The 24,666-nt window shown below is 49.5% G+C and carries 32 protein-coding genes and 7 pseudogenes; 19 read left to right on the plus strand and 20 right to left on the minus strand.

The window, feature by feature from the left end:
• Positions 1 to 106 precede the first annotated feature (106 nt).
• From MN084_RS14820 to MN084_RS14870, 11 genes are all read right to left on the minus strand, one after another.
• Positions 107 to 1,246 carry a glycosyltransferase family 4 protein gene (locus MN084_RS14820; protein WP_241085953.1) on the minus strand — a complete coding sequence of 380 codons (1,140 nt, stop codon included), beginning with the start codon at positions 1,244 to 1,246 and terminating at the stop codon, positions 107 to 109.
• Positions 1,234 to 2,157, minus strand: coding sequence for a mitochondrial fission ELM1 family protein (locus tag MN084_RS14825; protein ID WP_241085952.1), 924 nt, complete (start codon positions 2,155 to 2,157; stop codon positions 1,234 to 1,236). Before MN084_RS14825 ends, MN084_RS14820 begins: the two co-directional genes overlap by 13 nt.
• 20 nt (positions 2,158 to 2,177) lie before the next feature.
• The gene (locus MN084_RS14830) at positions 2,178 to 2,366 is read right to left on the minus strand and encodes a zinc-finger domain-containing protein (protein ID WP_241085951.1); all 189 of its coding nucleotides are present in this window, start codon (positions 2,364 to 2,366) and stop codon (positions 2,178 to 2,180) included.
• A gap of 56 nt (positions 2,367 to 2,422) precedes the next feature.
• Positions 2,423 to 3,346 carry a branched-chain amino acid transaminase gene (locus MN084_RS14835; protein WP_241085950.1) on the minus strand — a complete coding sequence of 308 codons (924 nt, stop codon included), beginning with the start codon at positions 3,344 to 3,346 and terminating at the stop codon, positions 2,423 to 2,425.
• 46 nt (positions 3,347 to 3,392) lie between these two features.
• On the minus strand, positions 3,393 to 6,287 hold the full coding sequence (gene glnE, locus MN084_RS14840; protein WP_330178140.1) for a bifunctional [glutamate--ammonia ligase]-adenylyl-L-tyrosine phosphorylase/[glutamate--ammonia-ligase] adenylyltransferase: 2,895 nt from the start codon (positions 6,285 to 6,287) through the stop codon (positions 3,393 to 3,395).
• A 197-nt stretch (positions 6,288 to 6,484) separates the two neighbouring features.
• Complete coding sequence (locus tag MN084_RS14845; protein WP_241085948.1) at positions 6,485 to 6,679, minus strand: hypothetical protein; 195 nt, start codon at positions 6,677 to 6,679, stop codon at positions 6,485 to 6,487.
• Between the two features lie 208 nt (positions 6,680 to 6,887).
• Positions 6,888 to 7,100: a hypothetical protein gene (locus MN084_RS14850; protein ID WP_241085947.1), complete on the minus strand. Its 213-nt coding sequence runs from the start codon at positions 7,098 to 7,100 to the stop codon at positions 6,888 to 6,890.
• Positions 7,101 to 7,553: 453 nt separating this feature from the next.
• On the minus strand, positions 7,554 to 7,679 hold the full coding sequence (locus MN084_RS14855) for a hypothetical protein (RefSeq protein WP_277400173.1): 126 nt from the start codon (positions 7,677 to 7,679) through the stop codon (positions 7,554 to 7,556).
• A 403-nt stretch (positions 7,680 to 8,082) separates the two neighbouring features.
• Positions 8,083 to 8,217, minus strand: coding sequence for a hypothetical protein (locus MN084_RS14860; protein WP_330178141.1), 135 nt, complete (start codon positions 8,215 to 8,217; stop codon positions 8,083 to 8,085).
• 138 nt (positions 8,218 to 8,355) lie between these two features.
• Entirely contained in the window at positions 8,356 to 8,580 is a 225-nt protein-coding gene (locus MN084_RS14865; protein WP_241085945.1) for a hypothetical protein, read from the minus strand.
• 716 nt (positions 8,581 to 9,296) lie between these two features.
• Positions 9,297 to 9,638: a hypothetical protein gene (locus MN084_RS14870; RefSeq protein WP_241085944.1), complete on the minus strand. Its 342-nt coding sequence runs from the start codon at positions 9,636 to 9,638 to the stop codon at positions 9,297 to 9,299.
• A gap of 177 nt (positions 9,639 to 9,815) precedes the next feature.
• Here MN084_RS14870 and MN084_RS14875 point away from each other — a divergent pair, with 177 nt between their 5' ends.
• The 4 genes and pseudogenes from MN084_RS14875 (at position 9,816) to MN084_RS14885 (ending at position 11,672) form a co-directional block, all read left to right on the plus strand.
• Positions 9,816 to 10,052, plus strand: coding sequence for a hypothetical protein (locus tag MN084_RS14875; protein WP_241085943.1), 237 nt, complete (start codon positions 9,816 to 9,818; stop codon positions 10,050 to 10,052).
• Complete coding sequence (locus MN084_RS19900; RefSeq protein WP_445083976.1) at positions 9,976 to 10,254, plus strand: inositol monophosphatase family protein; 279 nt, start codon at positions 9,976 to 9,978, stop codon at positions 10,252 to 10,254. Before MN084_RS14875 ends, MN084_RS19900 begins: the two co-directional genes overlap by 77 nt.
• 85 nt (positions 10,255 to 10,339) lie before the next feature.
• A pseudogene (locus MN084_RS14880) lies at positions 10,340 to 10,849 on the plus strand (IS1595 family transposase).
• 373 nt (positions 10,850 to 11,222) lie between these two features.
• Entirely contained in the window at positions 11,223 to 11,672 is a 450-nt protein-coding gene (locus MN084_RS14885) for a tetratricopeptide repeat protein (RefSeq protein WP_241085942.1), read from the plus strand.
• 91 nt (positions 11,673 to 11,763) lie between these two features.
• On the opposite strand, the gene ppk2 is transcribed toward MN084_RS14885, so the two are convergent.
• Positions 11,764 to 12,642: a polyphosphate kinase 2 gene (gene ppk2 / locus MN084_RS14890; protein WP_241085941.1), complete on the minus strand. Its 879-nt coding sequence runs from the start codon at positions 12,640 to 12,642 to the stop codon at positions 11,764 to 11,766.
• A 497-nt stretch (positions 12,643 to 13,139) separates the two neighbouring features.
• Between ppk2 and MN084_RS19905 the strand changes: the two genes are divergently transcribed.
• From MN084_RS19905 to MN084_RS14920, 9 genes are all read left to right on the plus strand, one after another.
• Positions 13,140 to 13,283, plus strand: a complete 144-nt coding sequence (locus MN084_RS19905) for a transposase (protein WP_445083839.1) — start codon at positions 13,140 to 13,142, stop codon at positions 13,281 to 13,283.
• Positions 13,265 to 13,369 carry a transposase family protein gene (locus tag MN084_RS14895; protein WP_330178142.1) on the plus strand — a complete coding sequence of 35 codons (105 nt, stop codon included), beginning with the start codon at positions 13,265 to 13,267 and terminating at the stop codon, positions 13,367 to 13,369. The genes MN084_RS19905 and MN084_RS14895 overlap by 19 nt, the downstream gene beginning before the upstream one ends.
• A gap of 213 nt (positions 13,370 to 13,582) precedes the next feature.
• On the plus strand, positions 13,583 to 13,735 hold the full coding sequence (locus MN084_RS19910; RefSeq protein WP_445083840.1) for a transposase: 153 nt from the start codon (positions 13,583 to 13,585) through the stop codon (positions 13,733 to 13,735).
• A gap of 47 nt (positions 13,736 to 13,782) precedes the next feature.
• Entirely contained in the window at positions 13,783 to 14,025 is a 243-nt protein-coding gene (locus tag MN084_RS19915; RefSeq protein WP_445083977.1) for a transposase, read from the plus strand.
• A complete protein-coding gene (locus tag MN084_RS19920; RefSeq protein ID WP_445083841.1) occupies positions 13,955 to 14,173 on the plus strand; it encodes a helix-turn-helix domain-containing protein in 219 nt (72 codons plus the stop codon). Before MN084_RS19915 ends, MN084_RS19920 begins: the two co-directional genes overlap by 71 nt.
• 273 nt (positions 14,174 to 14,446) lie before the next feature.
• Positions 14,447 to 14,641 carry a hypothetical protein gene (locus MN084_RS14905; protein ID WP_241085939.1) on the plus strand — a complete coding sequence of 65 codons (195 nt, stop codon included), beginning with the start codon at positions 14,447 to 14,449 and terminating at the stop codon, positions 14,639 to 14,641.
• Positions 14,642 to 14,786: 145 nt separating this feature from the next.
• On the plus strand, positions 14,787 to 14,963 hold the full coding sequence (locus tag MN084_RS14910; protein ID WP_241085938.1) for a hypothetical protein: 177 nt from the start codon (positions 14,787 to 14,789) through the stop codon (positions 14,961 to 14,963).
• Positions 14,960 to 15,106, plus strand: a complete 147-nt coding sequence (locus tag MN084_RS14915) for a hypothetical protein (RefSeq protein WP_241085937.1) — start codon at positions 14,960 to 14,962, stop codon at positions 15,104 to 15,106. The genes MN084_RS14910 and MN084_RS14915 overlap by 4 nt, the downstream gene beginning before the upstream one ends.
• A gap of 178 nt (positions 15,107 to 15,284) precedes the next feature.
• Positions 15,285 to 15,449: a ferritin family protein gene (locus MN084_RS14920; protein ID WP_241085936.1), complete on the plus strand. Its 165-nt coding sequence runs from the start codon at positions 15,285 to 15,287 to the stop codon at positions 15,447 to 15,449.
• Positions 15,450 to 15,482: 33 nt separating this feature from the next.
• Here the strand turns inward: MN084_RS14920 and MN084_RS14925 are convergent.
• A pseudogene (locus MN084_RS14925) lies at positions 15,483 to 17,007 on the minus strand (SulP family inorganic anion transporter).
• Between the two features lie 195 nt (positions 17,008 to 17,202).
• Between MN084_RS14925 and MN084_RS14930 the strand changes: the two are divergent.
• Both MN084_RS14930 and MN084_RS14935 read left to right on the plus strand, forming a co-directional pair.
• Positions 17,203 to 17,418 (plus strand): DUF938 domain-containing protein, encoded by a 216-nt coding sequence (locus MN084_RS14930; protein ID WP_320416376.1) that lies wholly within the window; start codon positions 17,203 to 17,205, stop codon positions 17,416 to 17,418.
• Positions 17,419 to 17,421: 3 nt separating this feature from the next.
• Entirely contained in the window at positions 17,422 to 17,586 is a 165-nt protein-coding gene (locus MN084_RS14935) for a hypothetical protein (protein WP_241085935.1), read from the plus strand.
• Here MN084_RS14935 and MN084_RS14940 read toward each other — a convergent pair.
• The gene (locus tag MN084_RS14940) at positions 17,583 to 17,729 is read right to left on the minus strand and encodes a hypothetical protein (protein ID WP_241085934.1); all 147 of its coding nucleotides are present in this window, start codon (positions 17,727 to 17,729) and stop codon (positions 17,583 to 17,585) included. The two genes, MN084_RS14935 and MN084_RS14940, sit on opposite strands and share 4 nt — an antisense overlap.
• 225 nt (positions 17,730 to 17,954) lie before the next feature.
• On the opposite strand from MN084_RS14940, the gene MN084_RS14945 reads away from it, so the two are divergent.
• From MN084_RS14945 to MN084_RS14960, 4 genes and pseudogenes are all read left to right on the plus strand, one after another.
• A complete protein-coding gene (locus tag MN084_RS14945; protein WP_241086072.1) occupies positions 17,955 to 18,347 on the plus strand; it encodes an AEC family transporter in 393 nt (130 codons plus the stop codon).
• Between the two features lie 251 nt (positions 18,348 to 18,598).
• Positions 18,599 to 19,135, plus strand: coding sequence for a hypothetical protein (locus MN084_RS14950; RefSeq protein ID WP_330178143.1), 537 nt, complete (start codon positions 18,599 to 18,601; stop codon positions 19,133 to 19,135).
• A gap of 20 nt (positions 19,136 to 19,155) precedes the next feature.
• The gene (locus tag MN084_RS14955) at positions 19,156 to 19,590 is read left to right on the plus strand and encodes a peroxiredoxin family protein (RefSeq protein WP_241085932.1); all 435 of its coding nucleotides are present in this window, start codon (positions 19,156 to 19,158) and stop codon (positions 19,588 to 19,590) included.
• Positions 19,591 to 19,602: 12 nt separating this feature from the next.
• Positions 19,603 to 19,923: pseudogene (locus MN084_RS14960) on the plus strand (peroxiredoxin family protein); the annotation flags it as partial.
• Between the two features lie 77 nt (positions 19,924 to 20,000).
• Here MN084_RS14960 and MN084_RS14965 read toward each other — a convergent pair.
• The 6 genes and pseudogenes from MN084_RS14965 to MN084_RS14990 all read right to left on the minus strand — a co-directional run.
• Positions 20,001 to 20,603 (minus strand): annotated as a pseudogene (locus MN084_RS14965) (IS256 family transposase); the annotation flags it as partial.
• Between the two features lie 31 nt (positions 20,604 to 20,634).
• Positions 20,635 to 21,868 (minus strand): annotated as a pseudogene (locus MN084_RS14970) (IS256 family transposase).
• 78 nt (positions 21,869 to 21,946) lie between these two features.
• Positions 21,947 to 22,579, minus strand: a pseudogene (locus MN084_RS14975) (IS256 family transposase); the annotation flags it as partial.
• A gap of 77 nt (positions 22,580 to 22,656) precedes the next feature.
• Entirely contained in the window at positions 22,657 to 23,085 is a 429-nt protein-coding gene (locus tag MN084_RS14980) for a hypothetical protein (protein ID WP_241085930.1), read from the minus strand.
• A complete protein-coding gene (locus MN084_RS14985) occupies positions 23,082 to 23,261 on the minus strand; it encodes a hypothetical protein (protein WP_241085929.1) in 180 nt (59 codons plus the stop codon). The genes MN084_RS14980 and MN084_RS14985 overlap by 4 nt, the downstream gene beginning before the upstream one ends.
• Positions 23,262 to 23,307: 46 nt before the next feature.
• Positions 23,308 to 24,626: pseudogene (locus MN084_RS14990) on the minus strand (IS5 family transposase).
• Positions 24,627 to 24,666: the final 40 nt, after the last annotated feature.

Below are 24,666 nucleotides of genomic sequence, written 5' to 3' on the forward strand. Positions count from 1 at the left end.
GCCCCTGTATAAATAAGATTTCATAACCTCATTTTATCAAGCATTCAGATCATCTCTTTATTAGTCATCCAGGTGGTGAATTTTGGTGTTGAATCCACCATGTCAATTACCCTTGCCTGCTGGTGGCACCTAATGCAAACGATTGGTAGACACCAAGGGTTTTATCAAGCATTCCACTTTTTAAATAAACCCGGTTCTCTTCCACATCAGGCATCTCGCCATCTATAACAGCGATTATTTTATCGATAGCAGCCTCGATACTGTTTAGCGGTATTTTTCCATATGGATAGAGTGCGCCAAGCACCTCACTTACACCACCGTGATCATAGCCAATTACCGGCACTCTCATTGAAAGCGCTTCAAGAACAGTTCGCCCGAATGACTCCGACTTTGTCGACAGAGACAATACAGCGTGGCATTGTGAATAGATTTCCCTGAGGTCTGAACGGTACCCGGTAAATATAATCTCATTTTTCAGCCGTTTTTCTTCAACGGCATCATATAGTTCCTGCGCATAGCACAGGCGTCTGGGATCTTCCCCGCCAATAACAATCCCGATAACCTGCTTGCCCTTCTGCTTAAGCTGGGCAATTATCTCAAAAAACGCATGATGTCCCTTGAGTCGCGTAAGGCGTCCGGGAAGCGCTAATACAATCCGACCCTTCAATTTAGGATAGAGCGCATCCCAGGTTTTCTGCCAATCTCCCGACGGTTGAAAATTTTTCGTAAAAACAGATGGATCAACCCCACGATAGATGACCTTTATTCTACTCGGGTCTGTGTTGGGATAGTTATCCAAGACATACTGCTTAACCGCATCAGATACCGCAATGACAATTTCGCCCTTGGTCATAATCGCACTGTATGAAGAAACTGAGTAGAGTCCGTGGACGGTTGAAACCAGTCTCGGCCTGCTATTGGGGTCCATCCCTTTCCATGCAAGATAGATTACCCAGGCGGGAACTCTCGATCGGACATGTACGATATCGATCTTCTCACGCTGAAGAAAACGGCGAAGTGACCAGATAAGCCTTAGAGTCCAAAATGATTTTTTTCCTATGGCGCAATTGTAATGTTGACTCCCTTCCCGTTCCAACACCTCAACCAGACGCCCGCCTTCTGACATAACCAGTGATCTATGTCCCCGCCGAACCAATTCAGCAGCAACCTCCAAAGTGCCGCGTTCAACACCACCGCTATCCAGCGCAGGCAACACCTGCAACACTTTTAGTGTTATTTCAGCCATTGGTTATAAATCCAATCGGCACACCTTCGTGCCTCGTTAAAAGGCGCTGCCTGTTGAGCCATCTCCTGGTCGCTTTGCCACACATTAAAAGGCGTTACCTGTCTATCGGTCACCAGTGATTTGATACCGCACACCACACGCCCCTGTCTCTTGCCAGGCAATTGCAGCAACCCAACCACTGCACCTGAGGTTAGTGCCTCGTAGATCATCGAGACAGAATCTTCCGTCACCCATACTGTATGACTACGACTCAACTGCGACCCTACCCAGCCAGAGTCTGTCTGTTCCCAAGGGATGATTTCCAGGTTACCTTGGCTTCTCCCTCTAAGTTCTGGCAAAAAAGAAGTGGGTGTACGCCGTGAATTGGTAAGCATAAAGTGGTTTCTGGTGCCTGTGCCGGCAATCGACAACACCTGCCTAATCACCCGATTATCATTCCAGTCAAAATGCCCGGAGTTACCTCCAATCAGAAACAGAACCTGTTCCTTGGGTAACAATGGTGAGGCCTCTATCGGATTGAGCACGCCCCGAGTAACAATAACATTGTTAGCATCGGGCTGATCATGCTGAGGTGCAATACAGAGATCAAACAACCTCAATGGTAAGCTCGGCTTCATCAATACAACAGAGTGACCGCCATATTTTCTTCGGGCCGCCAGCAGCGCAAAATGGGTAGCGTGGCCGGCACCAAGAATAAGGTCAGGTACAGGTAGGTCAACCCCATCAGGAAAACACCTCATCAACCAGTCAGACAGGTGAGTTAACTTCGGCCTGACCGGTATATCCATACGCTCAATGGGCAATAGATGGTCCAGTGCCCGACAGAGACCAAGCGTCTGATTTTCGTGCCCGGGCTTCCCATCAATCAGCCGCCAGACAACGCAGGCATTATCTTTGGGCGGTTGTTTCACTCGGCCAAATGAGTCTGATGCTAGTCAGCCAGCTCATAGCTGGCGCCACAATAGGGACATACAGCCAGACCCGTTTTCTCGATGGGGAGAAATACTCTGGGGTGAATTTCCGCTGCGTCAGTCTGTTTACCCGGACAGCACAGAGGAAGGTCATTTTGGTGGACTTTGATCGTTTCTACAGATTGATCGATTGTTGCGTTTTTTGTCATTTTCACTCTCTGCCTAGTTAGCTGTACAGTGCACTAAAAAAGACACTTTAGTAGAATCAAACGTAGGTAAGCCATTCTGGATGTTCATCCCGATGGCCCTCAACCTGATCAAAATAGAGCGCTTGCAGACGCTCTGTTATGGGGCCGCGACCACCATTGCCGATGGCACGGTTATCCACCTCCCGAATAGGGGTTACCTCTGCTGCAGATCCGGTAAAGAAGGCTTCATCTGCAATATAGACTTCATCACGGGTTATCCGCTTCTCCACCACCGGAATACCCAGCTCTTCCGCCAGAACAAAGAGCGTTCTGCGGGTTATGCCATCCAGGGCAGAAGATAGGTCTGGAGTATAGATAACACCATTCTTCACAATAAAGACATTTTCACCGGAACCTTCCATGACAAAGCCCTGGGTATCCAGCAATAGTGCCTCATCATAACCATCGTCCAGCGCCTCTTTCAGCGCCAGCATGGAATTCATGTAGTTGCCGTTAGCCTTAGCGCGGCACATGGTGATATTGACATGGTGGCGCGTAAATGAAGAGACGCGCACCCGGATACCATTCTTCATGTTCTCTTCGCCCAGGTAGGACCCCCACTCCCAGGCCGCAATCATGACATGCACTTGAAGATTGTCTGCCCGTAATCCCATCCCTTCTGAACCGTAAAAGCACATAGGGCGGAGGTAGGCGGACTCAAGGCTGTTCTCTTTCACGGCGGCTTTTTGCGCCTCGATCAAGGTGTCAGAATCGTAGGGTATCTTCATCCCCAGAATATGGGCGGATTGAAACAGGCGATCCGTATGCTCTTGAAGTCTGAAGATGGCCGGGCCCTTATCGGTCTTATAGGTGCGCACACCTTCAAAAACGCCCATACCATAATGCAATGTATGGGTCAGTACGTGGGTCGTCGCCTCACGCCAGGGCACCATCTCACCATCCAGCCAAATCCACCCATCGCGGTTAGCGAACGTCGACATTATTTTTTCTCCAAATAGAACGAATTCAATAGTAGTAACCCTGGACTCAACTCTCCATTAGCAAGTGCCAAATACCCTGAATGGTTTGCCGCTCTTCCTGCAGCTTCTCTTCGGAAATCAGGCCGGGCAGCTCACTTAACGCATTACGATGGTAAGCGGCACGCAATACCCGGTAATTATTGGCCAGTATTTTGGCCACATCTCCCTCCAACAACTGATTTCTCGCAAGGCCTTCCAGCAGGCGGATATTGTCTGTCCAATCAAGCAGATCCGGATGACTGTGCGCCCACCTTAAAACGGCGTATTGAACCATAAATTCAATATCCGCGATACCACCCTTCCCCTGCTTGATATCAAACCAACCTGACTTGGTTTTATCCAGTGACGAGCGCATTTTCTCACGCATCTCCCGGACATCGATTTTGAGCGCCTCCGGATCGCGCTCTTTAGAGAGCACGTCTCTGCGAATATCCAAAAAGCGCCCTGTCACTTCAGGATCACCCACCACAGGCCTAGCCCGCAGCAGCGCCTGGTGCTCCCAGGTCCAGGCATCCCCATGCTGGTAGCTACTAAATGCATCCAAAGAACTGACCAGCATCCCGGCATTGCCATTAGGACGCAACCGCATATCGATCTCATATAGCGGTCCAGAGGGTGTGCGGGTGGTAAACATGTGGATCATCCGCTGCCCCATTCGGGTGTAGAAGAGGTCATTGGCAATCTGCTTATCGCCATCTGTCATGGCATTTGGGTTCTTACTTCCATGGAGAAATACCAGATCGAGATCGGAGCCGTACCCAAGCTCTATACCACCCAGTTTACCGTAACCGATTACGGCAAATCCGGTCTCATGCCCAATAGTGTCTGTAGGCCTGCCATGCCTGCTGGTGAGGTCGTACCACGCTTGCTGCAGTACCCGGCCAACCACAGCCTCTGCAATCCCCGTCAAGTAATCACTCACCACCATCAGTGGGATAACACCGGTAATATCAGCGGCCGCCACTCTCAGCATATTGCTCTGTGCAAACAGCCGAAACCGCTCCATGTTCTGTTCCAGATCATCGGGTTCTACTGCAAAGAGCAGGATGTCAAGCTCAACTTCCAGGTCATCCTTTTCAAGTGGTGAATAGAGTCGTCGAGGATCCAGCAACTCATCCAGCAACAGTGGATGCCGCATAATCTGCTGGGCAATCCAGGGGCTGATACTGGTCAGCCTGACAAGCTGGGAAAGCGCGAGAGGAGTCTCCACCAGCAGAGCCAGATAGGCAGTTCGCCGTACAATCGCCTCAAGCAGCTTGAGTAACCGCGCCAATGTCGCCCCGGGATCATCCATGGTGCTCACCGCCTCCAGCAGCAGCGGTATTAACTCATCAAGCCGATCACGTCCTCGCCCCTCGAGATTTCGGCAGGAGTGGGAACTCCGAAATCCCTTTAATCTATCCAACGCAGCGCAGGCATCGGTGAATCCGGCATCCAGCAAAACAGCCGTTGCCCGGTCACCTTCAAGCTCCTGCCGCCAGACCGACGACAGCGGCTTATCCTCTGATGACTCGCCCTCAGCCTGTGGTGCTGCAAAGACCAGATCGAAGTGCCCCTGAACACGGTTACGATGCATCTCCAGCTGTTGAAAAAATTGCGCCCAATCCTCAAATCCCATAGCGCGGGCCATTCTCAGCCGCCCTGTCTCATTTTCAGGCAGCAGATGGTTCTGTTTGTCCTGCCACGCTTGTATGCGGTTCTCTACCAACCGTAAAAACTCATAGGCTTCCGCCAGCTCCTGGACCACGTACTCGGGCAGCAGCGATTTTTCCCCAAGATGCTGCAGCACTTGCAGAATGGGCCTCACCTGCAGGCCAGGATCACGACCACCGCGAATCAGCTGGAATGCCTGTCCGATGAATTCGATCTCTCGGATACCCCCAGGACCAAGTTTGACATTCTCAACCATCCCTTTGCGCTTCAATTCACGGCTGATCAATCGTTTCATATCACGAATCGAATCGATTGCCCCGAAATCGAGATAACGGCGATAGACAAAGGGGCGCAGCATCCTCATCAACTGCTCACCCGCCATGCGATCGCCTGCCACCACCCGCGCCTTGATCATGGCATAGCGCTCCCACTCCCTGGCATGGGACAGATAGTAGGTTTCCATGGCATTGAAGCACATCGCCAGCGGCCCCGCATCGCCAAAAGGCCGCAACCTAGTATCTACACGAAACACAAAACCATCCGCCGTCCGATTGTTCAGCGCCTTATTGAGCTGCTGACAGAGGCGGATAAAAAACTGCTCATTGGATTGATAGCGGGGTCCTTCAACCTCACCTTGATCGGAATAAGAAAATATCAGGTCGATATCGGATGAGAGATTGAGCTCTCTCGCACCCAACTTGCCCATTCCTAGTACGACCAGATACTGCTGTTCACCTGACTCACTTCTGGGAACACCGCACTTCTCCAACGCCCATTGATAGAGCATATCCAGTGCCTGATCGATACAGGCATCAGCCAAGGCAGAGAGCTCTTCCAACGTTTCCGCCAATGGGGCAGACCGTGTCAGGTCGCGCCAGATAATGCGCACCATCTGGTCGCGCCGAAACCAACGCAACTGGCGATGCAACTCCACCTCAACGGTGACATCTTGCAACCTCTCCTGCAGCAGGGCTTTCATCTCGCCAGGAGCAAATGCTCTTTCCAGGCTACCCCCCACATTGAGAGTCGGCAGCAGGGCAAGATTACGCAGGCAGCACTGCGCCACATAATCGCTCGCCTCCCAGACACGCTTCAGCTCACTGACAAATTCATCACTGAATACAGCCTCAATTTGCAGCTCAGCAGCACGCTTCTGCCACTGCAGCCACTGACTTTCAGCCTGTTGTTCTGGGTGAACCGCCTGCTCCATCAGGAACCCCCCTGGATAGATGACAAATACGCTCAGCATATAGTAGTTGAACTACTCCTGAAAGCCTTGATCTAAGAGGCTGGAGGTCAAAATAAGGAACGCAACAAACCACAAAAGCACGCAGAGGAGTTTATTTTTTATTATTCCCACACTCTGCTTGAACAGGTAACCATTCGGCTTGTTGCTTGCAGAATATGAGTATCAGGTATTCGCCACCGTGCTAAAGCGTTACTCATTTACTTTCTCGCAATAAAAAAGCCCTGCCGAAGTGAGGCTTTTTTGTCAGGGATTGGTAGCTCTGGAGCATACATCATGCCGCCAGTTACTTCGTAATCTACCGTTTTATACTGATCCTTCAGGGCTTGAATAGTTGCTTCCAGTGCCTCGGCCTGCTTTGGTTTCTTCCCTGCCTGCTCGCGCATTTTGATCATCAGTATTTCAAGGCCAGCACCAGATGCCTCGTGAATCGGTGTACCGATCTTGTAGCTACGCCTTGGTGTGCTGGCCTCTACCGCCGAGCTGTATCCCTTTATGGTGCAAGTTTAAGCTCTTCAGGCTTTGGTGGCTCCTGTAGACCTCTCCCTATCGGGCTATAGCTCATTTTTTGATGGAATTGAATGGATTGCTTTCTGCCATAGTTTAGTGGATTAATAAGGTTAAAATTTGGTGAATCACTGCCTTGGCTGACTCATTGAGCGATGGATAAGATGTTGCGGTAATTGCCAACCCATCGCTGATAGCGATTCTATATCCTACCTGCTCCGTAATCGTACTGGATAGCACCTTGATTTTCTTACCGTCTATTTCGACTTTATCCAGATAAGCTTTAGCTCTTTTGAGCTGTTCAACCAATGCGCACCAGCACAAAAACCATCTTATCCGGTGAAATCCCCTTTTTCATCAGCTGATAAAATAGCTTGATTGCCAATTTTAAATCCTTGGCTCATGCCATCACGGGTTGCACAATCAAATCAGCCTTAGATTAGCTTCGGTTACCCTTCTAGATGCATCAATAATGCACAGGTTTTCGTCACTAAAGCCTCATTTTAAACAGCCTCCAACGCCATAGCTACTGCCAGCGTCGATTTCATCACATTCCCGCTCTGGGATACAAAATCTATCAGATTCATACAGGGCTGATTAGTAAATAAACTATACCCATCATACTAATTTTCTTGGAATTGCAAGATTTTTTAATAACAGCATTCCAGTATTCTTGGGGCCTCTAAAAACCTGACAAAAGCCAATAGTCTCTGGCAAATCCGGAGAGCCCGTTATCTTCACGCCGGCCTGACTTGCCCGATGCTACGCACCAGTTCGATTGGCCTGCTGGGCAAACACGTGCTCAACTCGAGCTCGAACTCTTGATCGTTTTCGGTTTGCCTCTTGCTCCCGTTCATTCAGGGGGGCGTTTCTGTGTCGACTTACCATGAATATGACTCCCGCAATTTGCATCTGGTAAGGCAAATTCCCGATCTGCACTGCGGTAAGCAGAATCGACCCAGGCCCTGCCATTGCTGTTGTTCTCATCCGGCAGTTCCCCAAAGACTTGGCTATCATGAACTTCAGCTGATATGGTTTTTGTGCCCATAGTGGGTTTTGCCATGCTTTATGGTTCTGCGAGCTTCAAAATCCTTCTGGCGGCATTTGTTATCACCCCGTGCCTCAAGGCTATCCCCGGCTTTGATCTGCCTATTTTCCTCTCGCGTATTACGTTGCCTGGGTATTGGGACGATAGCAGCATCTACAATCTATCCCTTGCGAACACTGAAGCCTGCTGCATCAATCTGGATCAACAGCTCTGAAAAGAGTTTATCAACAAGGCCCTGCTTTTTCAGGTGCTCACGATACACCCAAACCGTTTTGGTATCGGGTACCCTGCCCTCCCCGGGCTCAGCCCAAGAAAACGACAAAAACTATAGCGATCCCGTATTTGGAACTCTGTTTGACCATCGGACAGATTGAACATCAGTACCGCATCGCAAGGTGGACGCCCACCTTTACTGGGATTACTGTTTTTATAAACTAAGCCCAGCAATACCTGAAAAGCCTCCCAATCTGCGGTCCTTTCCAGCTTTGGCAGCAGGTCTAGGTCTCCCTTGAGCCCCTACCAAAAACTGTACCGGGTCGCCTGCCGCCATTCATGCCGGGCGTCGATGAAACGCTCCAGGATAAACAGCTCATGGGTACGCTGTATACCTGGGTGCAGGGCCAGATGGTCCAGTTTTTTCTGGTCAAATTCCAGTGGACCATGCGCGAAACGGTACGCTTTATCGAGCTGATCGGCAGCCAGAAAGCCGTAATAACTGCGCTCATTGGCAAGTTTATCCAAAATAGTCTCTGGATCTGCTTTCCGGTTTCAGCAAGCACCTTGGCCAGCCAGCATTGCCAGCGATCCCGTGTTTTCAGGGAGCTTGGCAATGCATTAATCCAGTCGATTGTTTTGTTCCACTCCTCTCTTGAGAGAGTTGCCCGTATTCTTGACTCCTGGAGACGATCATCCTATTCATTGGGTTGGAAGTTATCCAGTTTATCGGTGTATCGGCGCGGTCACTTCGTACCAGTGACGGCATCAAGATCTCTCCAGGCCAAGCGTTTAAAGTCGTGCAACAGAATTTTTTCCCGCAATGGATGGGCGTCACTGAAAGCCGACTGATTCAGAATTTTTTCTGGGTTTATGATGAACTTTCAGCCAAAATATCCAGATATTTTTGTTCTTTTGCCGGAAGATAGCGTTTGAGGTAGCGGGCCAGGTCTTTGTTCGATACCTTCATGGCAAGTTCTATCCGTTCCCATGCCAATGTTCCGGTTAATCCCCCCGCTTTTCCCTAGGCGCTGAATACCGGATTGCAAGCATCAGGCTATGATTTCCCCTTGAGCCAGACGGAGGGGATTTTCTCCATCGCTTCGTCTGTGTGCCCTTTCACCAGCAAGGCCTGGATGCGGTTGCATTCATAATAATGCGCCCATTCCGGGCCGCAAAGAGACGAGGTAGGGTTCCCATGCCCGGCGTTTCGCCAACTTCTTGAGCCAGACCCTGCGTAACCTTCATGCTATTGGTGCTTTTTCATGTAAGGCGAGAAACGCTTCAACCTGTAGACGGGTCTGTATTGAAAGTTGTTTTTTCAGGTAGGGGTAGAGCGGGTAGTCCACGAGTTGGAATTTTAGTTGTTTATAGCGCTTTGCATTGCTCTGGAAGAAGGCCTTCTCAGCAGCAAGAAGCTGGTTTCGCTGGGCCGCATAATCAGATGTTGTGTTGGCGGTCAGTGGTCCCGCAACAATCAACTGGAGCAGTACTAATCCGCTAACGAAAAAGGAGGCCCGATTCTCCTTCTCCCGGACTAGTTTCCTGAAAATGCCTTCTGGTGGTCGTACAGCAGGTGGCCTCATGGTTTGATCAACAGATGGTACTAAGCATTTTTTCAAGCCGGGAGGGATTTCGACCAGACAATGGCACATCCTAGGACTCCCGAGGGAAAGCTGCAAGCGGGAAAACCTTTGTTTTTGCTCGTAGCTAACCTGAGTTTATTCATTTCCTGGAGCTGTTGATTCCGGGATGATTAGCCGATGCAGGCAAATATTCACTCTTTAATTTACAAGAACCAGACAGCAGAGCGTTGCAACAGCTACTGGTTGAGGTTGCTGAAAGTGACATTAGCCCCCGGGTTCCGGCACGCAGAAATTCACGCTAAAGCGGATGGCTCTCTGGTGACAGATGTCGATCTTGATGTACAGCGTTGCATCATCCAGTGGCTTTCATTGGCCGGATATTCCTCTGCTTGGAGAGGAAATACTGGAGGATGAGCAGTTAGCATTGCTTGAAAAAGGGCGCTTCTGGTGTCTCGACCCCGTGGATGGAACCACTAATTTCACTACGGGTCTACCATTTTTTGTCATCTCTGCCCCTTGTCGAAAATGGTGGATCTCAGCTTGGATTGGCATACGGTCCGATGCGGAAAGAGTGTTTTCGTGCGAATCTGTGGCAGGGTGCCTGGCTGAGCGATGAAAAACTGAAGAGGCTGTCCTAGATAAATAAATTATTTTAGGATGACGAAGTGAGCATACTGGGTAGGCATAAACAAAGTCGATTAATGGAGTCATGTGTAGCGAGTACAGCAGCACGAACAGCCGCCTCTTTAAGCTGGCGTCAGTAAAACAACGGCAGGATATTACTTTCATTGACTTAGATAGATTATCTATGACAACAGTGAGTATTTGGAATTGCCGGATGGAGAAATAGAAGCAGACGAAAATTATTTTGGTGATAGGCGCAAAGGAAAATGAGATCGAGGTGCGGCCGGTAAAGTTCCTGTATTTGACTTGCTAAAGCGCAACGGTAAGGTACTTACCGTTATTATTCCCGATGCTAAAACCAGAATATTAATGCCGATCATTAGGCAGCAGGTAAAGCCCGACACATGGAGAAGCTATAGTGCAGATGTCTCAGAAATTTAAGCACTATCGAATAAATCACAGTAAGCTATTCGCAAACAAGCCTAACCATATTAACGGAACAGAGATTTTTTGGAACCAGGAAAAGTGATATATGCGTAGAGTTTAACGGTGTATCAATAGACCATTTTCATCTCTTTCTGGAGTAGTGTGAATGGCAATTTAACAACAGTGGCCCAAACTGAATTTGACTGAAACATCGGATCTGCTGAGCGAGAGCCTGGCGCTGGTTGATCCGAAGCGACTGATGCCACCGCTGGTTGCAGAGCGAACCATCCTCCCTATTGCTCTCAGCGTTGTTTTGGTGCTGTGGCTCTGGAGTGCGAGCAGGTGCTGGACTACCGCAGGGCGGGACCACCTCTACCTTCACGGTATGCCGCGGGCGCCAATTGATATTCGAAGAGGCTGGAGGCTCCCTAAGCTGTGTTATTGTGAGTTTAGTATTTAAATACCCGGCTAATTGTAACTATTGAAGATGTCATTGTGACTCTTACCAATAAATAGAGTTAACAGGAGAGATCCATGAACAATAAAGAGGAGTGGTTTGATATGGAAATGAGCAGTGGTGTTGCAGCGTTTGAGGGCAAACATTTTGCCACTGCGTCACAGCTGCTTTCACCATTGGCGGACCAGGGTAACCCTGAAGCTCAATACCGGATGGCAGTCATGGCGCAGAATGGGCTCGGGATGGCAGCGAACGAACTGTTGGCCTATAAATACATGAAAGCTGCCGCAGAAAGCGGTTTGGGTCTGGCTCAACACGGCCTCGGTTTTATGTACATGGAAGGTGAGTGTGTCGAGAAAAACGGTGAAAAAGCGGTGAAATGGTTTAAGCAAGCCGCTGATCAGGGGCTAGTAGGCTCAATGACGACACTGGCCATGATGTATGAGCGGGGGGATGGTATAGAAACAGACCAGGAAGAGGCGAAGCGTTGGTACAGCCTAGCCGGTTTTGATGAGATGCGCCAATAAAGAAAAATAGCCTGCCTTGTCTCTATTTTGCCGACCAGTACTCCTCCATCCTTTGATCTCCAGGTTGAAGGAGTGCCGGTTTCGGGTTCAACTATTTAGCGTGGTGTTTGGTAATACTCCGCTTGAGTGTTTCCGCTGTATTTTCTGGTGATTCATAACAATTATCGACAAAAGTCTGCTCGTTCATGGGAGGCCTCACGTATCCAATGTCTTCCTGGCGATCCGGCAGTGTAATGTGCTCTGGTGTGACATCCTCATACGGAATCACACTCAGCAGATGGCGAATACAGTTTAGCCGGGCGTGTTTCTTGATGTCGGCGTTGACTACATACCAGGGAGCCTGCTTGATATCGGTGTAGGCAAACATGGCATCTTTTGCCTTTGAATATTCCAGCCAGCGTTTGCGGGACTCGAGGTCCATCGGGCTCAATTTCCAGCGCTTCAGGGGATCGGTGAGGCGATCCTTGAAACGGCGGTCCTGCTCTTCATCACTGACCGAGAACCAGTATTTAATCAGAATGGTGCCATTGCGAACCAGCATACGTTCAAATTCAGGACAGGAGCGTAAGAATTCCCTGTACTCTTCATCGGTGCAGAATCCCATTACCCGCTCAATGCCCGCGCGGTTATACCAGCTGCGGTCAAACAGTATCATCTCGCCCGCTGCCGGGAGGTGGGGGACGTAGCGTTGGAAGTACCACTGGGTTTTTTCCCGTTCAGTGGGTGTGGCGAGGGCAACCACAGGGCAGACACGGGGGCTGAGGAATTGGGTTATGCGCTTGATAACCCCCCCTTTGCCCGCTGCATCCCGTCCTTCAAACACCACTACTACCCGCAGACCCTTGAATTTGATCCACTCCTGGAGTTTGACCAGTTCCACCTGGAGTTTGCGCAGCTCCTTCTCATAGAGGTCATTGGGAATCTTGTAAGGCTTATCCTTTTTTGGTTTTTTTATGTTCTGTTTGCTCATCTTGCGGTTCCCTTTGTATTTTTTACTGGCTGGAACTTCAGAGACTATCTCTCGATAGGTTCAGAGGCAATGCTCTAAGCTACTATTATTCGTTCTATTTTGACAAATAAGTTGAGGTAGGTCATGCATTGCGTCTTTGCCTTACCGCATCTGCCAGGATATGCAGAGCAGCACAGCGTACGCAGCGGCTTTTTTGTCTTTCATACGTAGACTTCGTATTCCCGGCTCAATTGATGGTAGTTACTATGATAAGGGAGCCTCTAAAAACCTTCCTAAATCAGCGATAATAGTAACCAACTCAAACAACCATTGGTAAAAGCCACGCAGCCAAGTTTTTTTGATCATCAAAACCGACTTGAACTCCTTGAGCAACTGGGAGACTCGCTGCCAAAGCTGGAAAGGACCGTAGACTAGGAGGCTTTTCGGACGTTGCTGGGCTCAGTTTATAAAAACAGTGACCCCAGTAAAGGTGGGCGTCCACCTTACGACGTGTACTGATGTTCAATGTGTTGATCCTACAGCATTTGTCCAACCTGAACGACTCTCAAACAGAGTTCCAAATTCGGGATCGCTATAGCTTTTGTCGTTTTCCTGGGCGGAACGGGGCTATGGATTTACTGCAATGTTTGAGGCACTGGTGATCGACTGGTTGAAAGAGGCGTCCATCTCGGCAGTCTCCCGATTGATGGGGCTGAGTTGGAATGCCATTGATGGAATTATGCAGTGAGCGGTTAAGCGGGGACTGGCACGTAGAAAAGAGATCAGCCCAACACGTATAGGCGTTGGTGAGACGGCCCTCAAGAAACGCCATGATTATGTAACAGTCTTATCAGGCCAGGATGCAGGTACAGTGTTACACGTGGGCAGTGACCGCAAAAAGGCGACTCTCAAAGCACATGGTACGAAAGTCTGACAGAGGAGCAGCGAGAAGCGATAGAGAGTGTCTCTATGGATATGGCCAGCCTTTATCAATGCCATACTGGAAAGCCTGCCTAGGGCTGAAGATAAGATTGCCTTCGATAAATTCCATGTCACCAAGCACCTCGGTGAGGCGGTAGACAAGGTACACGCTGCCAAGAGCACAAAGCGCTGATGGCTGAAGGCTATGAGGACCCTTAAAGTCAGCCAGTATGACTGGCTCTGCAACCCAGAGAACATGACGCGCAGGAAGTAGATAATAATCCGGCAGAAGGTCTCAACAGCCGAGTCAAGATGATCAAGGTGCGTAGCAGAGGTTTCCGCAACAGAAGCGGTTTGCCAATGCAATCTATCTCCATCTTGGGGGGGCTGAATCTTTATCCTGAGGAGGGGGGTGGTTGGGCGATACTTACCCTCTCAATTGGGGGAAGAGCCGTATCTTTTACATTGGCGTTTAAGTTATAGAGACATTGGTCGTCGTTTGGGTCGTCATCACACCACCATCTCACGTGAAGTGAAACTCAATGGTCGGCTCATGGCCTGTTACCGGGATGGGTTTGCACAAAGCGTGCGATGGTTCGATGCAAGAAACCGAGGCACACTCACAATATGATCGCATAAAAGACGCCTGCATTATGTCATCGAGCGGTTACAGGAGGATTGGTCACCGGAAACAATGGCTGGACGCCTCAAGCTGGTTCACTCTCGAAGTGCATGTCTGCCGATTAGCCCGGAAGGTATCTATCGATGGATATACGAGGATGCAGCACAAGGCGGTTCTTTGTGCCAACACCTGCTGAGCCGGCACAAAAAGCGCCGAAAATAGCAGCAATACAGGATTGGACGTGGTTTGATATACAATCATGTCAGCATCCATGATCGTTCTTTGAGTGTTGGCAACCGCCGTCGCTTTGGCCACTGGAAAGGTGATAGTGTTGAGGGAGCCAAGGGCTCAGGTGGCATTGCCACCCATGTGGAAAGAAAGAGCCGCGTACTGGTTGCCACTAAACTGAACGACAAATCGGCAGATACTTTTTATCTGGTGACAACAACTGCCTTTAAGATCACACTGGAGAAATAGGTAAAACCTTCGCGGTTAATAACGGTAAAGAATGAGCTCGGTTCAAGAAAATTATCGACCTCGGAAATGCCTCAATTATCAGACACCCAATGAAGTCTTTCTGAATAGTACAAGTGATGCACTCACAACTTGAGTCCACCTCTTCTTGAATCGCATCTGGCTGGAGTCACTTCTGCCGTTGCGAAACCACCGGTTCCTTTGGATGGCGTGGCGAGCCTGTGACTGTGTCAATGGTTCCGATGTGGTGCATGCGGTGGCTGAGGGTTATCGTGTTGCGGAAAATATCAAAATCTTCGTGTCTATGCAGAAGGTGGAGTCATGAGTAAAATAAGTAGTTACGATCAATTCAAATCAAAGACAACTCTGAAAAAGACTCTGACGGTAGCCATAGAGTTTGAACGTGCCGCAAGGGATTTCTATAGTGATCTGATACCCAAGGTGAGCAGAATATCCGTTACCTTGTAGAGGAACTTGCTGAAGAGGAGCAACAGCACTTCAACCTCTTTTCTGGCCTGTCGCAGAACCCGAATGTACTTGGTCTGGTTCAGGCTGAAGTGGCGGTTCCTGCAAGCGATCATCGGTTTTCCGACTGTATTCACCTGCCGGACCTGGGTGAAGAGCCGGATGACTATGGCAATATGCGTTGAAACGCGGGCATGCCGCCATGGAGCAGTACGCCGAGCTGGCTGAAAGCACTGAACCTGGCCCGATCAAGGATGTATTCCGTTTTCTGGCGAATGAAGAGACCAAGCACAAAAACGAGCTGGAAAAGCTTTACTATGAAGTTGTTCATAATGGTGGCGTTTAGAAACAACCACGGTTTATCTGTGGGCGCTTTTTCTTAGCCCAACTGATCATCCGCTACACGGTGTTGCGGGTCTTTGATCACATTGACTTCAACCAGATTTCCCGCTTTACGCAGGAACTTGCGGCACTTGCCGCTCAGGTGGCGGATGTGGAGACGCTTCTCGGCCGCCAGATAGCGATCTGCCAGGGTATCGATCGCTTCGATGGCGGAGTGATCCATTACCTGAGAGTGTTGAAATTCCACCACGACATCGTCCGGATCGTTCTTTGGATCGAACAGCTCATGGAAGTTGTTCACCGAAGCAAAAAACAGCGGGCCATGCAGTTCATAGATCTTGGAGTCGAGCTTGCCTTCGTAAGTCACCACATTGATATGTTTGGCGTGCTCCCAGGCAAATACCAATGTGGAGACGATAATCCCGACCGCCACAGCGATTGCCAGATCGGTAGCCACAGTCACGCCTGAGACCAGCACTAGCACAAATGCATCGGAGCGGGGGATTTTGCCGATGATGCGGAAACTGGACCACTCAAAAGTGCCTATCACCACCATAAACATCACCCCAGTGAGGGCAGCCATGGGGATTATCTCGATCAGATCGGAAGCGAACAGGATAAACATCAGCAGAAACAGTGCTGCTGAGATACCGGACAAACGCCCGCGGCCGCCGGAATTTACATTAATCATGCTCTGGCCGATCATGGAGCAGCCACCCATACCGCCGAAGAGGCCGGTCACGCCATTGGCCAGCCCCTGAGCGATGCACTCTTTGTTGCCGCGGCCTCGGGTCTTGGTAATCTCGTCGATCAAGCTCAGAGTCAGCAAGGACTCGATCAGACCGATCGCGGCCAATATCACAGAATAGGGAAGGATGATCTGAAGGGTTTCCCATGTCAGCGGGACTGAGGGGATATGAAATTCGGGAAAGCCACCAGCGATAGAGGCTGTATCGCCCACAGTGCGACTCTCCATGCCAAAGAGGATCACCAACAGGCTAATCGTGATAATAGCAACCAGGGAGGAGGGTATGGTTTTGGTCAGTTTCGGCAAAAAACGGATAATTACCATGGTCAATAGCGCCAGTCCCAGCATGATGTAGAGTGGGTTGCCATCTAACCAATGTTTTTCACCGGCCGCATCCAGTGTCTGAAATGTCTGCATCTGGGCCAGAAAGATTACAATGGCTAAGCCGTTGACGAAACCCAGCATTACCGGGTGGGGAACCATACGGATAAATTTACCCAGCCTCATCGCACCAATCAGAATCTGTATCAGCCCCATCAGTACCACGGTTGCAAACAAATACTCCACTCCATGCTCGGCAACCAGTGCCACCATCACTACGGCAAGCGCACCGGTTGCCCCTGAAATCATCCCTGGACGTCCGCCAAGAGTGGCGGTTATTAATCCCACCATGATAGAGCCCAACCAAAGGGTCTACACCCGCAACAAACGCAAAAGCGATCGCCTCCGGAACCAGCGCAAGCGCAACGGTCAAACCGGAGAGAATATCATTTTTGGGACAACCCCGCTCAGTACATTCGAAGTTGAAAAGCATGGACTGCCTCTGATGATTGGCATCAAAAAAATAGCGCAGTCTAGTAGATTAGTAACTCCTAATATACTGCTAATTGAGATTTGCTCTAAATAACCTTATGAGAGCAGAGGTCGGAGAAAGCAACAGTGCATAGTAAGTTGCAAGAGACAGTATACTTCCCTTGGCTAAGCATGCCAGCACTGGAATACCCGAAGAATGAAACCCTATTCAGAATCCTGCGATCAAAACAAAGCGCCCATTCTTGCTGTTATCCAATCCCTGTTCAGGGATTGCCACAGTGTACTTGAGATTGGTAACGGGACGGATCAGCATGCGGTCTGTTTTGCTGAAAATATGCCGCATCTGATTTGGCACACCAGTGAGAGCAATGCCGGCGAACAATTGCATCCTATGCTGGCAGAAAAGCGCTGATTGATGGAACAACAACTGATTTTTGCCTTGGGCGTTACCGGCCCGATCATGGTTATCCTGTTTCTGGGGTTGGTGTTCCGTCTGATCGGGTTGATTAATGAGCAGTTTGTGCTGGTTGGAAACAAGATTGTTTTCAATGTAACACTGCCGTGCATGCTGTTTTTTTAAGCATAGCCACCCGGCCATTGGGTAAGACGCTCGACCTCTCGCTGGTGCTGTTTGGCGCAGTCTGTACGCTGTTGGTTGTTTTCGGCCTCTCTTTTTCCTCCTCTCTCTTTCTTTGTAAAAGGTGAAAAGCGCGGGGTTTTCATACAAGGCTCATTTCGTGGAAATATGGGCATCGTTGGTTTAGCCCTGGTGCTGAATGCCTATGGACCAGGGATGCTTTCGAAGGCTGGAGTATATCTCTCTATTTTGGTCGTCTTATACAACCTCCTTCAATCGGGGCGCTGCACTCCAGGCACCACTCTTATGTCGGATCCATCGTTAAGAATCCTCTTATCATTGCAGTTGTTCTTGGCGCGGCCTGGTCGGGTATTGATCTTCAACTGCCACTGTTTATGGAGAAGACAGGGCGTTATTTTTCTCAAATGACGCTGCCTCTTGCGCTGCTCTGCATCGGTGGGATTCTGCGCTGGGAGAGCTTCAAGACCAATCATCAGGATGTACTCTGGGCGACCCTGTTCAAGCTGTTGTTTATTCCCCTGTTGACCACCGGTGCAGCCATTGTCTGGGGTTTCAGAGGGGCAGATCTGGGTCTATTTTTTCTGATGATGTCAGCACCGACGGCAGCGGCCAGTTATGTGATGGCAAGAGAGATGACCCGGCATGGTGATATGGCGGCAGAAATTGTTGCCATGACTACGGCGGTAAGTCCATTAACCGTCACTGTCGGGTTGGTGATTCTTAAAAACTACAGTTTTATCTAAGGGAGCCTCTGATCAATTCTGGATTGGATGGTTGTATCTATCCGGTTGATTACCTATAAGCCATGAGTTTTTTCCCTGGAGGTTTAGGCTAGTATAGGTGAATAGTGCTTGGCTGAGAGCCTTGTTATATAGCGCTATTTCAGGACCCTGTAGCTATCTCGATAATCCTTGTAATCTATAATAAATATAGTGAGATATACCATGATGTCTAGCCTTCCAACCATCAGTGCTTATATCGGGGCGGATCAGTTTTGATACTGTTCGGTGCTATGCCGACAAAGCCGGGCAGAGAGTGCCTGCCGCTCTTTTCAACGCGGTTGTTTCTGATAATCAGCGTGCTGCTCCTAGCGGTTAATGCTTTGCCTGCGGTGGCGGAAGATTTCTCGCTGGTCGATGCTCAGGAGAATGAGATCAATGTAGAGGTGATGCCCGCAGATGGGAATTTCCTCGTTATATGGTTAGTCGACCATGAGGAAGAACGCCTGCCCTTTGAGACGATGCTGTGGGCAATCAACTGCAGCGGCGTGAGATCTGACGAATTGATCTGCTGGCGGATTATTTTATTCCACGCAGCAGTGAGAATGTGCGCACCTTGTCTGGAGATGGCGTTGCAGCGCTGCTCGATGCCGCTCATCTTCACAATTCAAAACAGATTATTCTTGCTGCATATGACAGAATGCCCCTGCCTCTGCTGCGTGGGGTACGTCAATGGCAGCGCGGTGCCTTGGAGCACTCTAGGCTGGCTGGAGCCGTGCTTCTTTACCCCAATCTGTTTGGTCCTCCGCTAATCGCAGGGCAACAGCCTGAATTGGATCCGATTGTTCGCTCCACCAATATTCCTGTCGCGGTATATCAGCCTGCTCTGGGGCCGCACCGCTACCTGAGTGAGTTAATGATCGCCTTGTGGACGGGAGATTCGCCGGCGTTTTCATATATTGTGCCTAGTGTGAGAGACTGGTTTTTCATGCATGAGTCAGATACTGATCCTGCAGAGATCACAGCAGCCAATGCGGTGCCGGCTAATCTGCAAAGGTTATTCCTGTTGTTGGATGGCTTGCCCAAACCGCTAGAACCGGCAGAACTGACTGACCAGAAGCCTCCTTCAGCACCTGTTCGCGGTTTGATCCCCTATGGATCTGAAATGTCTGCGCCTCTGTTCGATCTTGCGAATACAGCGGATAAAAGGATACGTCTGGAGGATTACCGGGGCCGAGTGACCCTGGTGAATTTCTGGGCGACCTAGTGTCCGCCGTGTGTCGAAGAGGTGCCATCACTCAACCGGTTGGCTAGCCTGTATAGCGATAAAGAGTTCAGTGTGGTATCGATCGATTTCCAAGAGTCAGAGAAGGTGATTCGTGATTTTGCAGATGAAATCTCCGTGGGATTCCCCATTCTGCTTGACCTCGATGGACGTGTTGCCATGGGTTGGAACGTGTTCAGTTTCCCCAGTTCGTTCATCTTGGACAGACAGGGGAACATCCGCTACTCAATCAATCGGGCCATAGAGTGGAATGCGCCGGAGGTGTTTGCCATTATTGACGGGCTTCTAAAAGCAGATAAAGAGAATAAACCATAGCGCTCTCATTTCTGTGATTGCTGCTATGTTGAATAGTGCCAGCCGAGCCTGTAAAGTTTTCTGTGTAACTGCCCGGGTTAAATATATTCCGCTAAGCGTTCTACGAACTCAGTCATAAATCTATTCAGTGCTAGTTTCCAATGACGGATCGGCATTGTCCACTTTTTCGATACGGCCTGGATTGCCAGATAGATTACCTTCTTTGCCGAGTCATCGGTTGGAAACAACTTCCGCTTTTTGATCACTTTGCGAATGACGCTGTTCAGTGACTCAGTGGCGTTGGTCGTGTAGATCACCTTTCGTATGTCCTCCGGGTAGTTGAACAGCGTGTTGAGATTCTACCAATGGGCACTCCAGGAGCGGCTCATCCGGGGGTGTTTGTTGTCCCATCGGTCAGAGAATTTATCCAGCGCCAATAAGGCTTCTTCCTCGGTGATGGACTGGTAAATCTTTTTCAAATCAGCCGTGACAGGCTTGTAGTCTTTCCAAGGCACGTACTTCATCAAGTTCCGTACCATATGCACGATACAGAGCTGGATCTGGGTATCCGGAAAGGCCGTGTTGATGGCATCAGGAAAGCCTTTTAAGCCTTCGACACAGGTAATCAAAATATCCTTCACACCGCGGTTTTGAAGCTCTGTCAACACGTTCAGCCTGAATTTGGCCCCCTCATTCTCCGATGAGCTATGGTCAAATCTGGTGTATAAGCCATCAATCAGCTTCCTGTTCAACTCGGATCCCATCTTTAAATTGCACACCTTCAATTACATCGGCGAGCAGTTGATAGCCTCTTAAGCGGTGCCATCTTTTTTGTGCAGTGTGCATCAACTTAAATGCCATGGCCAACGTCGTTAATCGACTACCGCAGTTCTTTGTTCTCGTGGTTCTAAGCCGCACTGTGGCAAACACCGATTCAATCGGGTTGCTGGTTCGTATATGCCCCCAGTGTTCCGCAGGAAAATCATAAAAAGTCAGCATCTTGTCTCGGTCTTTTTGTAAGCAATGCATCGCTTTCGGGTACTTAGCCTCATATTTTCGCAAGCATAAATCAAAGGCTTTTTCGGCATGGGTTCGAGAGTCAGACATCCAAATATCATGCAGATCCTCTTTGACTTTAGGCTGTATCGCCCTAGGCACTTTGTTGAGCACATTGGCGGTCTTATGCACCCAACAACGCTGGTGCTTCGTCGTTGGCCAATACTTGGTAATGGCCTTCCAGAAGCCTAGTGCACCGTCACCAACGGCCACCTCTGGCGGCACCGTAAAACCTTGTTCTGTGAGCTGCTCTAACAACTCTAACCAGCTCGCTTCTGACTCACGGTAGCCATCCGTAAGCCCAATGACTTCCTTGCGACCTGTGCTGTCGGAACCCATGATCACTAGCAAGCAAAGCTTGTCGTCTTGCCTTACGTTGCAATAAACACCGTCGGCCCAAATGTACACATAGCGCCGCTTTGATAAATCGCGCTTACGCCACCGACCATATTCGCTTTCCCAAGTTTGCTTGAGGCGGCTTATGGTATTGGAGGACAAACCTTTGGCATCAGCGCCAAGCAAACCTGCCAGTGCGTCCCTGAAGTCGCCTGTAGAGATGCCTTTCAAGTACAACCAGGGCAGCAGCTCTTCAATGGTCTTCGCTCGCTTCAAGTACGGTGGCACCAAACCGCTGTTGAACTTGATGCCTTGCCCGGTACGATCTCTTAACTTTGGGAACCTTGACCCCAACATCACCAAGCCCTGTTTGGATCATACGTTCCGGCAGGTGCTCATTGCGCACAACACCTTGTAAGCCTGATTCTCTCAGCAACCCTTGGTATTGTGCTAACAGGGTGGCGACTTCCGCCTCTATGGCTTGGGCTAATAGTTGCTGGGCTCCGGTATGTAAAAGCTCAGAAAGGACATCTCGCGCTGGCCTATTCAGCCCGACAATATTATCATTCTTCATGTAGCATACTCTTGTTGGTTGGTGATCGGCTAGGATCTTTTCCTTCCAACAGGATATGCTGCTTTAATTCCTCATACACCAGAAATGACTATACCTCTTCTCCGATAGCCACATCCCTAATAATTCCTTGTGGCCTTCCAGGTTAACGCCCAGAGCGAGATAAATCGCTTTATTGATCACTTTCTTGTCTTGCCGGATTTTAACGACAATGCTGTCCAGATAAACAATAGGCTAAATTGCATCCAGGGGGCGAGATTGCCATTCAACAACCTGTTCGATAACTGCATCAGTGACTTTGGATATGAGTGTGGCAGAGACATCGGCCCCATACATCTCCTTGAATATCGTGACGATTTCGCGGGTTGTCATACCTTGGGCATACAAGAAGAGGATCTTGTCATCCATTGAGGTAAATCGACGCTGGTGCTTCTTAACTAGCTGAGGTTCAAAGCTGCCCGCTCTATCTCGCGGGGTATCCAGTTCAAACTGGCCATCTTCCGTTTGTAAGGTCTTGCTGGTAGTGCCGTTGCGGCTATTACTCGCTTCGGATTATTGATGCTTGGCAAAGCCAAGATGATCAGCCAGTTCAGCATTGAGTGCTGCCTCGACCGTGATCCTGGTCAGCATTTGCCGAAACTCGTTGAGATCTTCTTCAGTTTTGATGTTTTTAGCGGCCGCCTGGGCTATCGCCTGGAGCTCTTTCTTGTCGATTATCTGCCTATCCTCTCCCTTGTTTGGGTTTAATGATAGACAGTTACACAGAATTCAGGACAGTCTCACGCTTAGGATCATCCTTTAGGCAGTTGGCCAAATTTCCTGCGGCCTTCCTCTATACGTCTTACCCGTTTGGCACGCTTCGTATTTGCCTTCTCCTGTTCCATCTCTCCCAGGCTCTTGCCTGCCTCGGCCATCTCACGGGCATAACAGGCATCTTCCTCGCGGGCCATTTCGTTGACACGGGCAACGGCGGCGACGGCACGCTTGGCTTTCTCCCAGACGTCTAGGCCCTCTGAATGTCGGTTGGGAGATCGTCGTAACGATGGAATATTGCCCAGCCACCCTGTACTTTCCTCTCGCTTAGCGATGGGCCAAGAGGCTTCGGGTTGGCGCTTTTTGTTACCCTTGATACCGTTTGATGCGCGGTATTGAATCGCCTGCCTAGTTTTGCCCATCGCCTCGGCGATCTGCTGATGGCTATAGAGGCGTTCCTCGCTCATACCGGCGCTCCATCGGTAACCCGGTAGATGAATACCTCAGATGTCAACGCCTCAAGCTCATCCTTATGATCCAGCGCGATTATCGTTTCTAAGTTATCCAGGAAAGTCTCTACCTCATCAGTGCAAAAGTTAAACTTGAGGCTTGTGCCTTCTTGCCACTGCTTCTCCGCTTTCATTTACGTGCCTCTAAATAGTCGACCCTGAAATATTCATTCCAGGCACTTAATAATACTGTTGTTTCTGTTTTGCAAACAGGAACAACAGTATGGACATGATATTTTTCAGCACAAAAAGAACCTCCTTCATCCATTTTCTGAAGTTGAAGGCAGCCGCCGCCATAAGCAAGTTAATCTGATCCCCGGCAAAGCCTTTAGGAAAGTTCCTTTTTAGCCTGTGGTCACTCTTTAAGTGACCACAGGCTCAATGCCAGCTCGTCTTCTGAAACGTTTTCTGGCTAATGCCATGGCTTCTTCTGAGGTATTCTTCCTGGCAGGCTTTGGCGTTACTATCTGTGTGTCATTAACCTTTGATTTGCCCCGGTAACCTCGATCAGCAATACCCACTTTGGGTACTCGATTGATGAGACGTTTCACCTGTGCCAAGACCTCAGGTACGGTGTGACCATCAAATACATTCTTCTCAAAAGCCAGGGCACCAATCACAATGCCCGCGTCCCTTGTGGTGGTGATTGATGCCTTGGTGCCAAACTCATAACGCTGCTGGGCCTTGCCTTTGCTCATACAGTAAACATGAGGTTCATGTAGGCTGTACAACTTGTTTTTATCAGCACGCTTCTGATTCAGCATGCGCTGGTACAGGGCGAACTTTTCTGCATAGAATTTCTGTTGTTCTCCGGTCATCTTACGCTGTATTTCACGCAGTAATCGGCCGCTGATGGTCTTTAATCGCTTGACGGCCTTACGTGCCTTTTTACGATTCCTCGGATGTGTGGCAAATCGGGTGGGGAGCTTGAGAATTTTTACTTCCTTCTCATGGCTTCGACTGAGCACGATACCTTCTGCTCGGGCCATCTTGAGTAACTGCCCGTGTATCTTTCGGTACTGCTTTGCATCAGTTGGAAAGGTAATGTTTTTCTCTTGTACGGTAGTGTCGATACACATTTCATCTTCGATCGCCTTTTCTTGATGTAAGGCGATAGAGGCAGCCAGGACCTTTTCAAAACCTTCGTTGCCAATACGCTTTCTGAAGTAAGTCAGGTCGGAGGGGTCACAAGGAAGTTGCCATTGGAATTCGATCTCACCCGTAAAACTCTGGTAGTAGGGATTTTGTATCCAGCGTTGAATCAGAACCTCGTCACTGAGGTCTTCCAGATGCTTGAGTATCGAGAGGCCCACCATTAGGCGGATGGGTTTTGAGGGCTTTCCAAGATGAGAATAAAGCGGGGCAAATTCAGCATCAAAATATGACCAGTCTATCTGTCTGGCCAATAGCAAAAGTGGATGCTTGGGGTTCAGCTGATCCAGTAAGTTCTGGTGCAGGAAACTTTGCTGGTTGGGATTGGCTGTCTTGGCTTTGCTCAATTATCCACCTCTGTTTCGCCCAGTTTTTCTCTGCTTTTAC

The organism is Candidatus Vondammii sp. HM_W22, assembly GCF_022530855.2.
In the GTDB taxonomy this organism is placed as follows: Bacteria; Pseudomonadota; Gammaproteobacteria; order Chromatiales; family Chromatiaceae; genus Vondammii.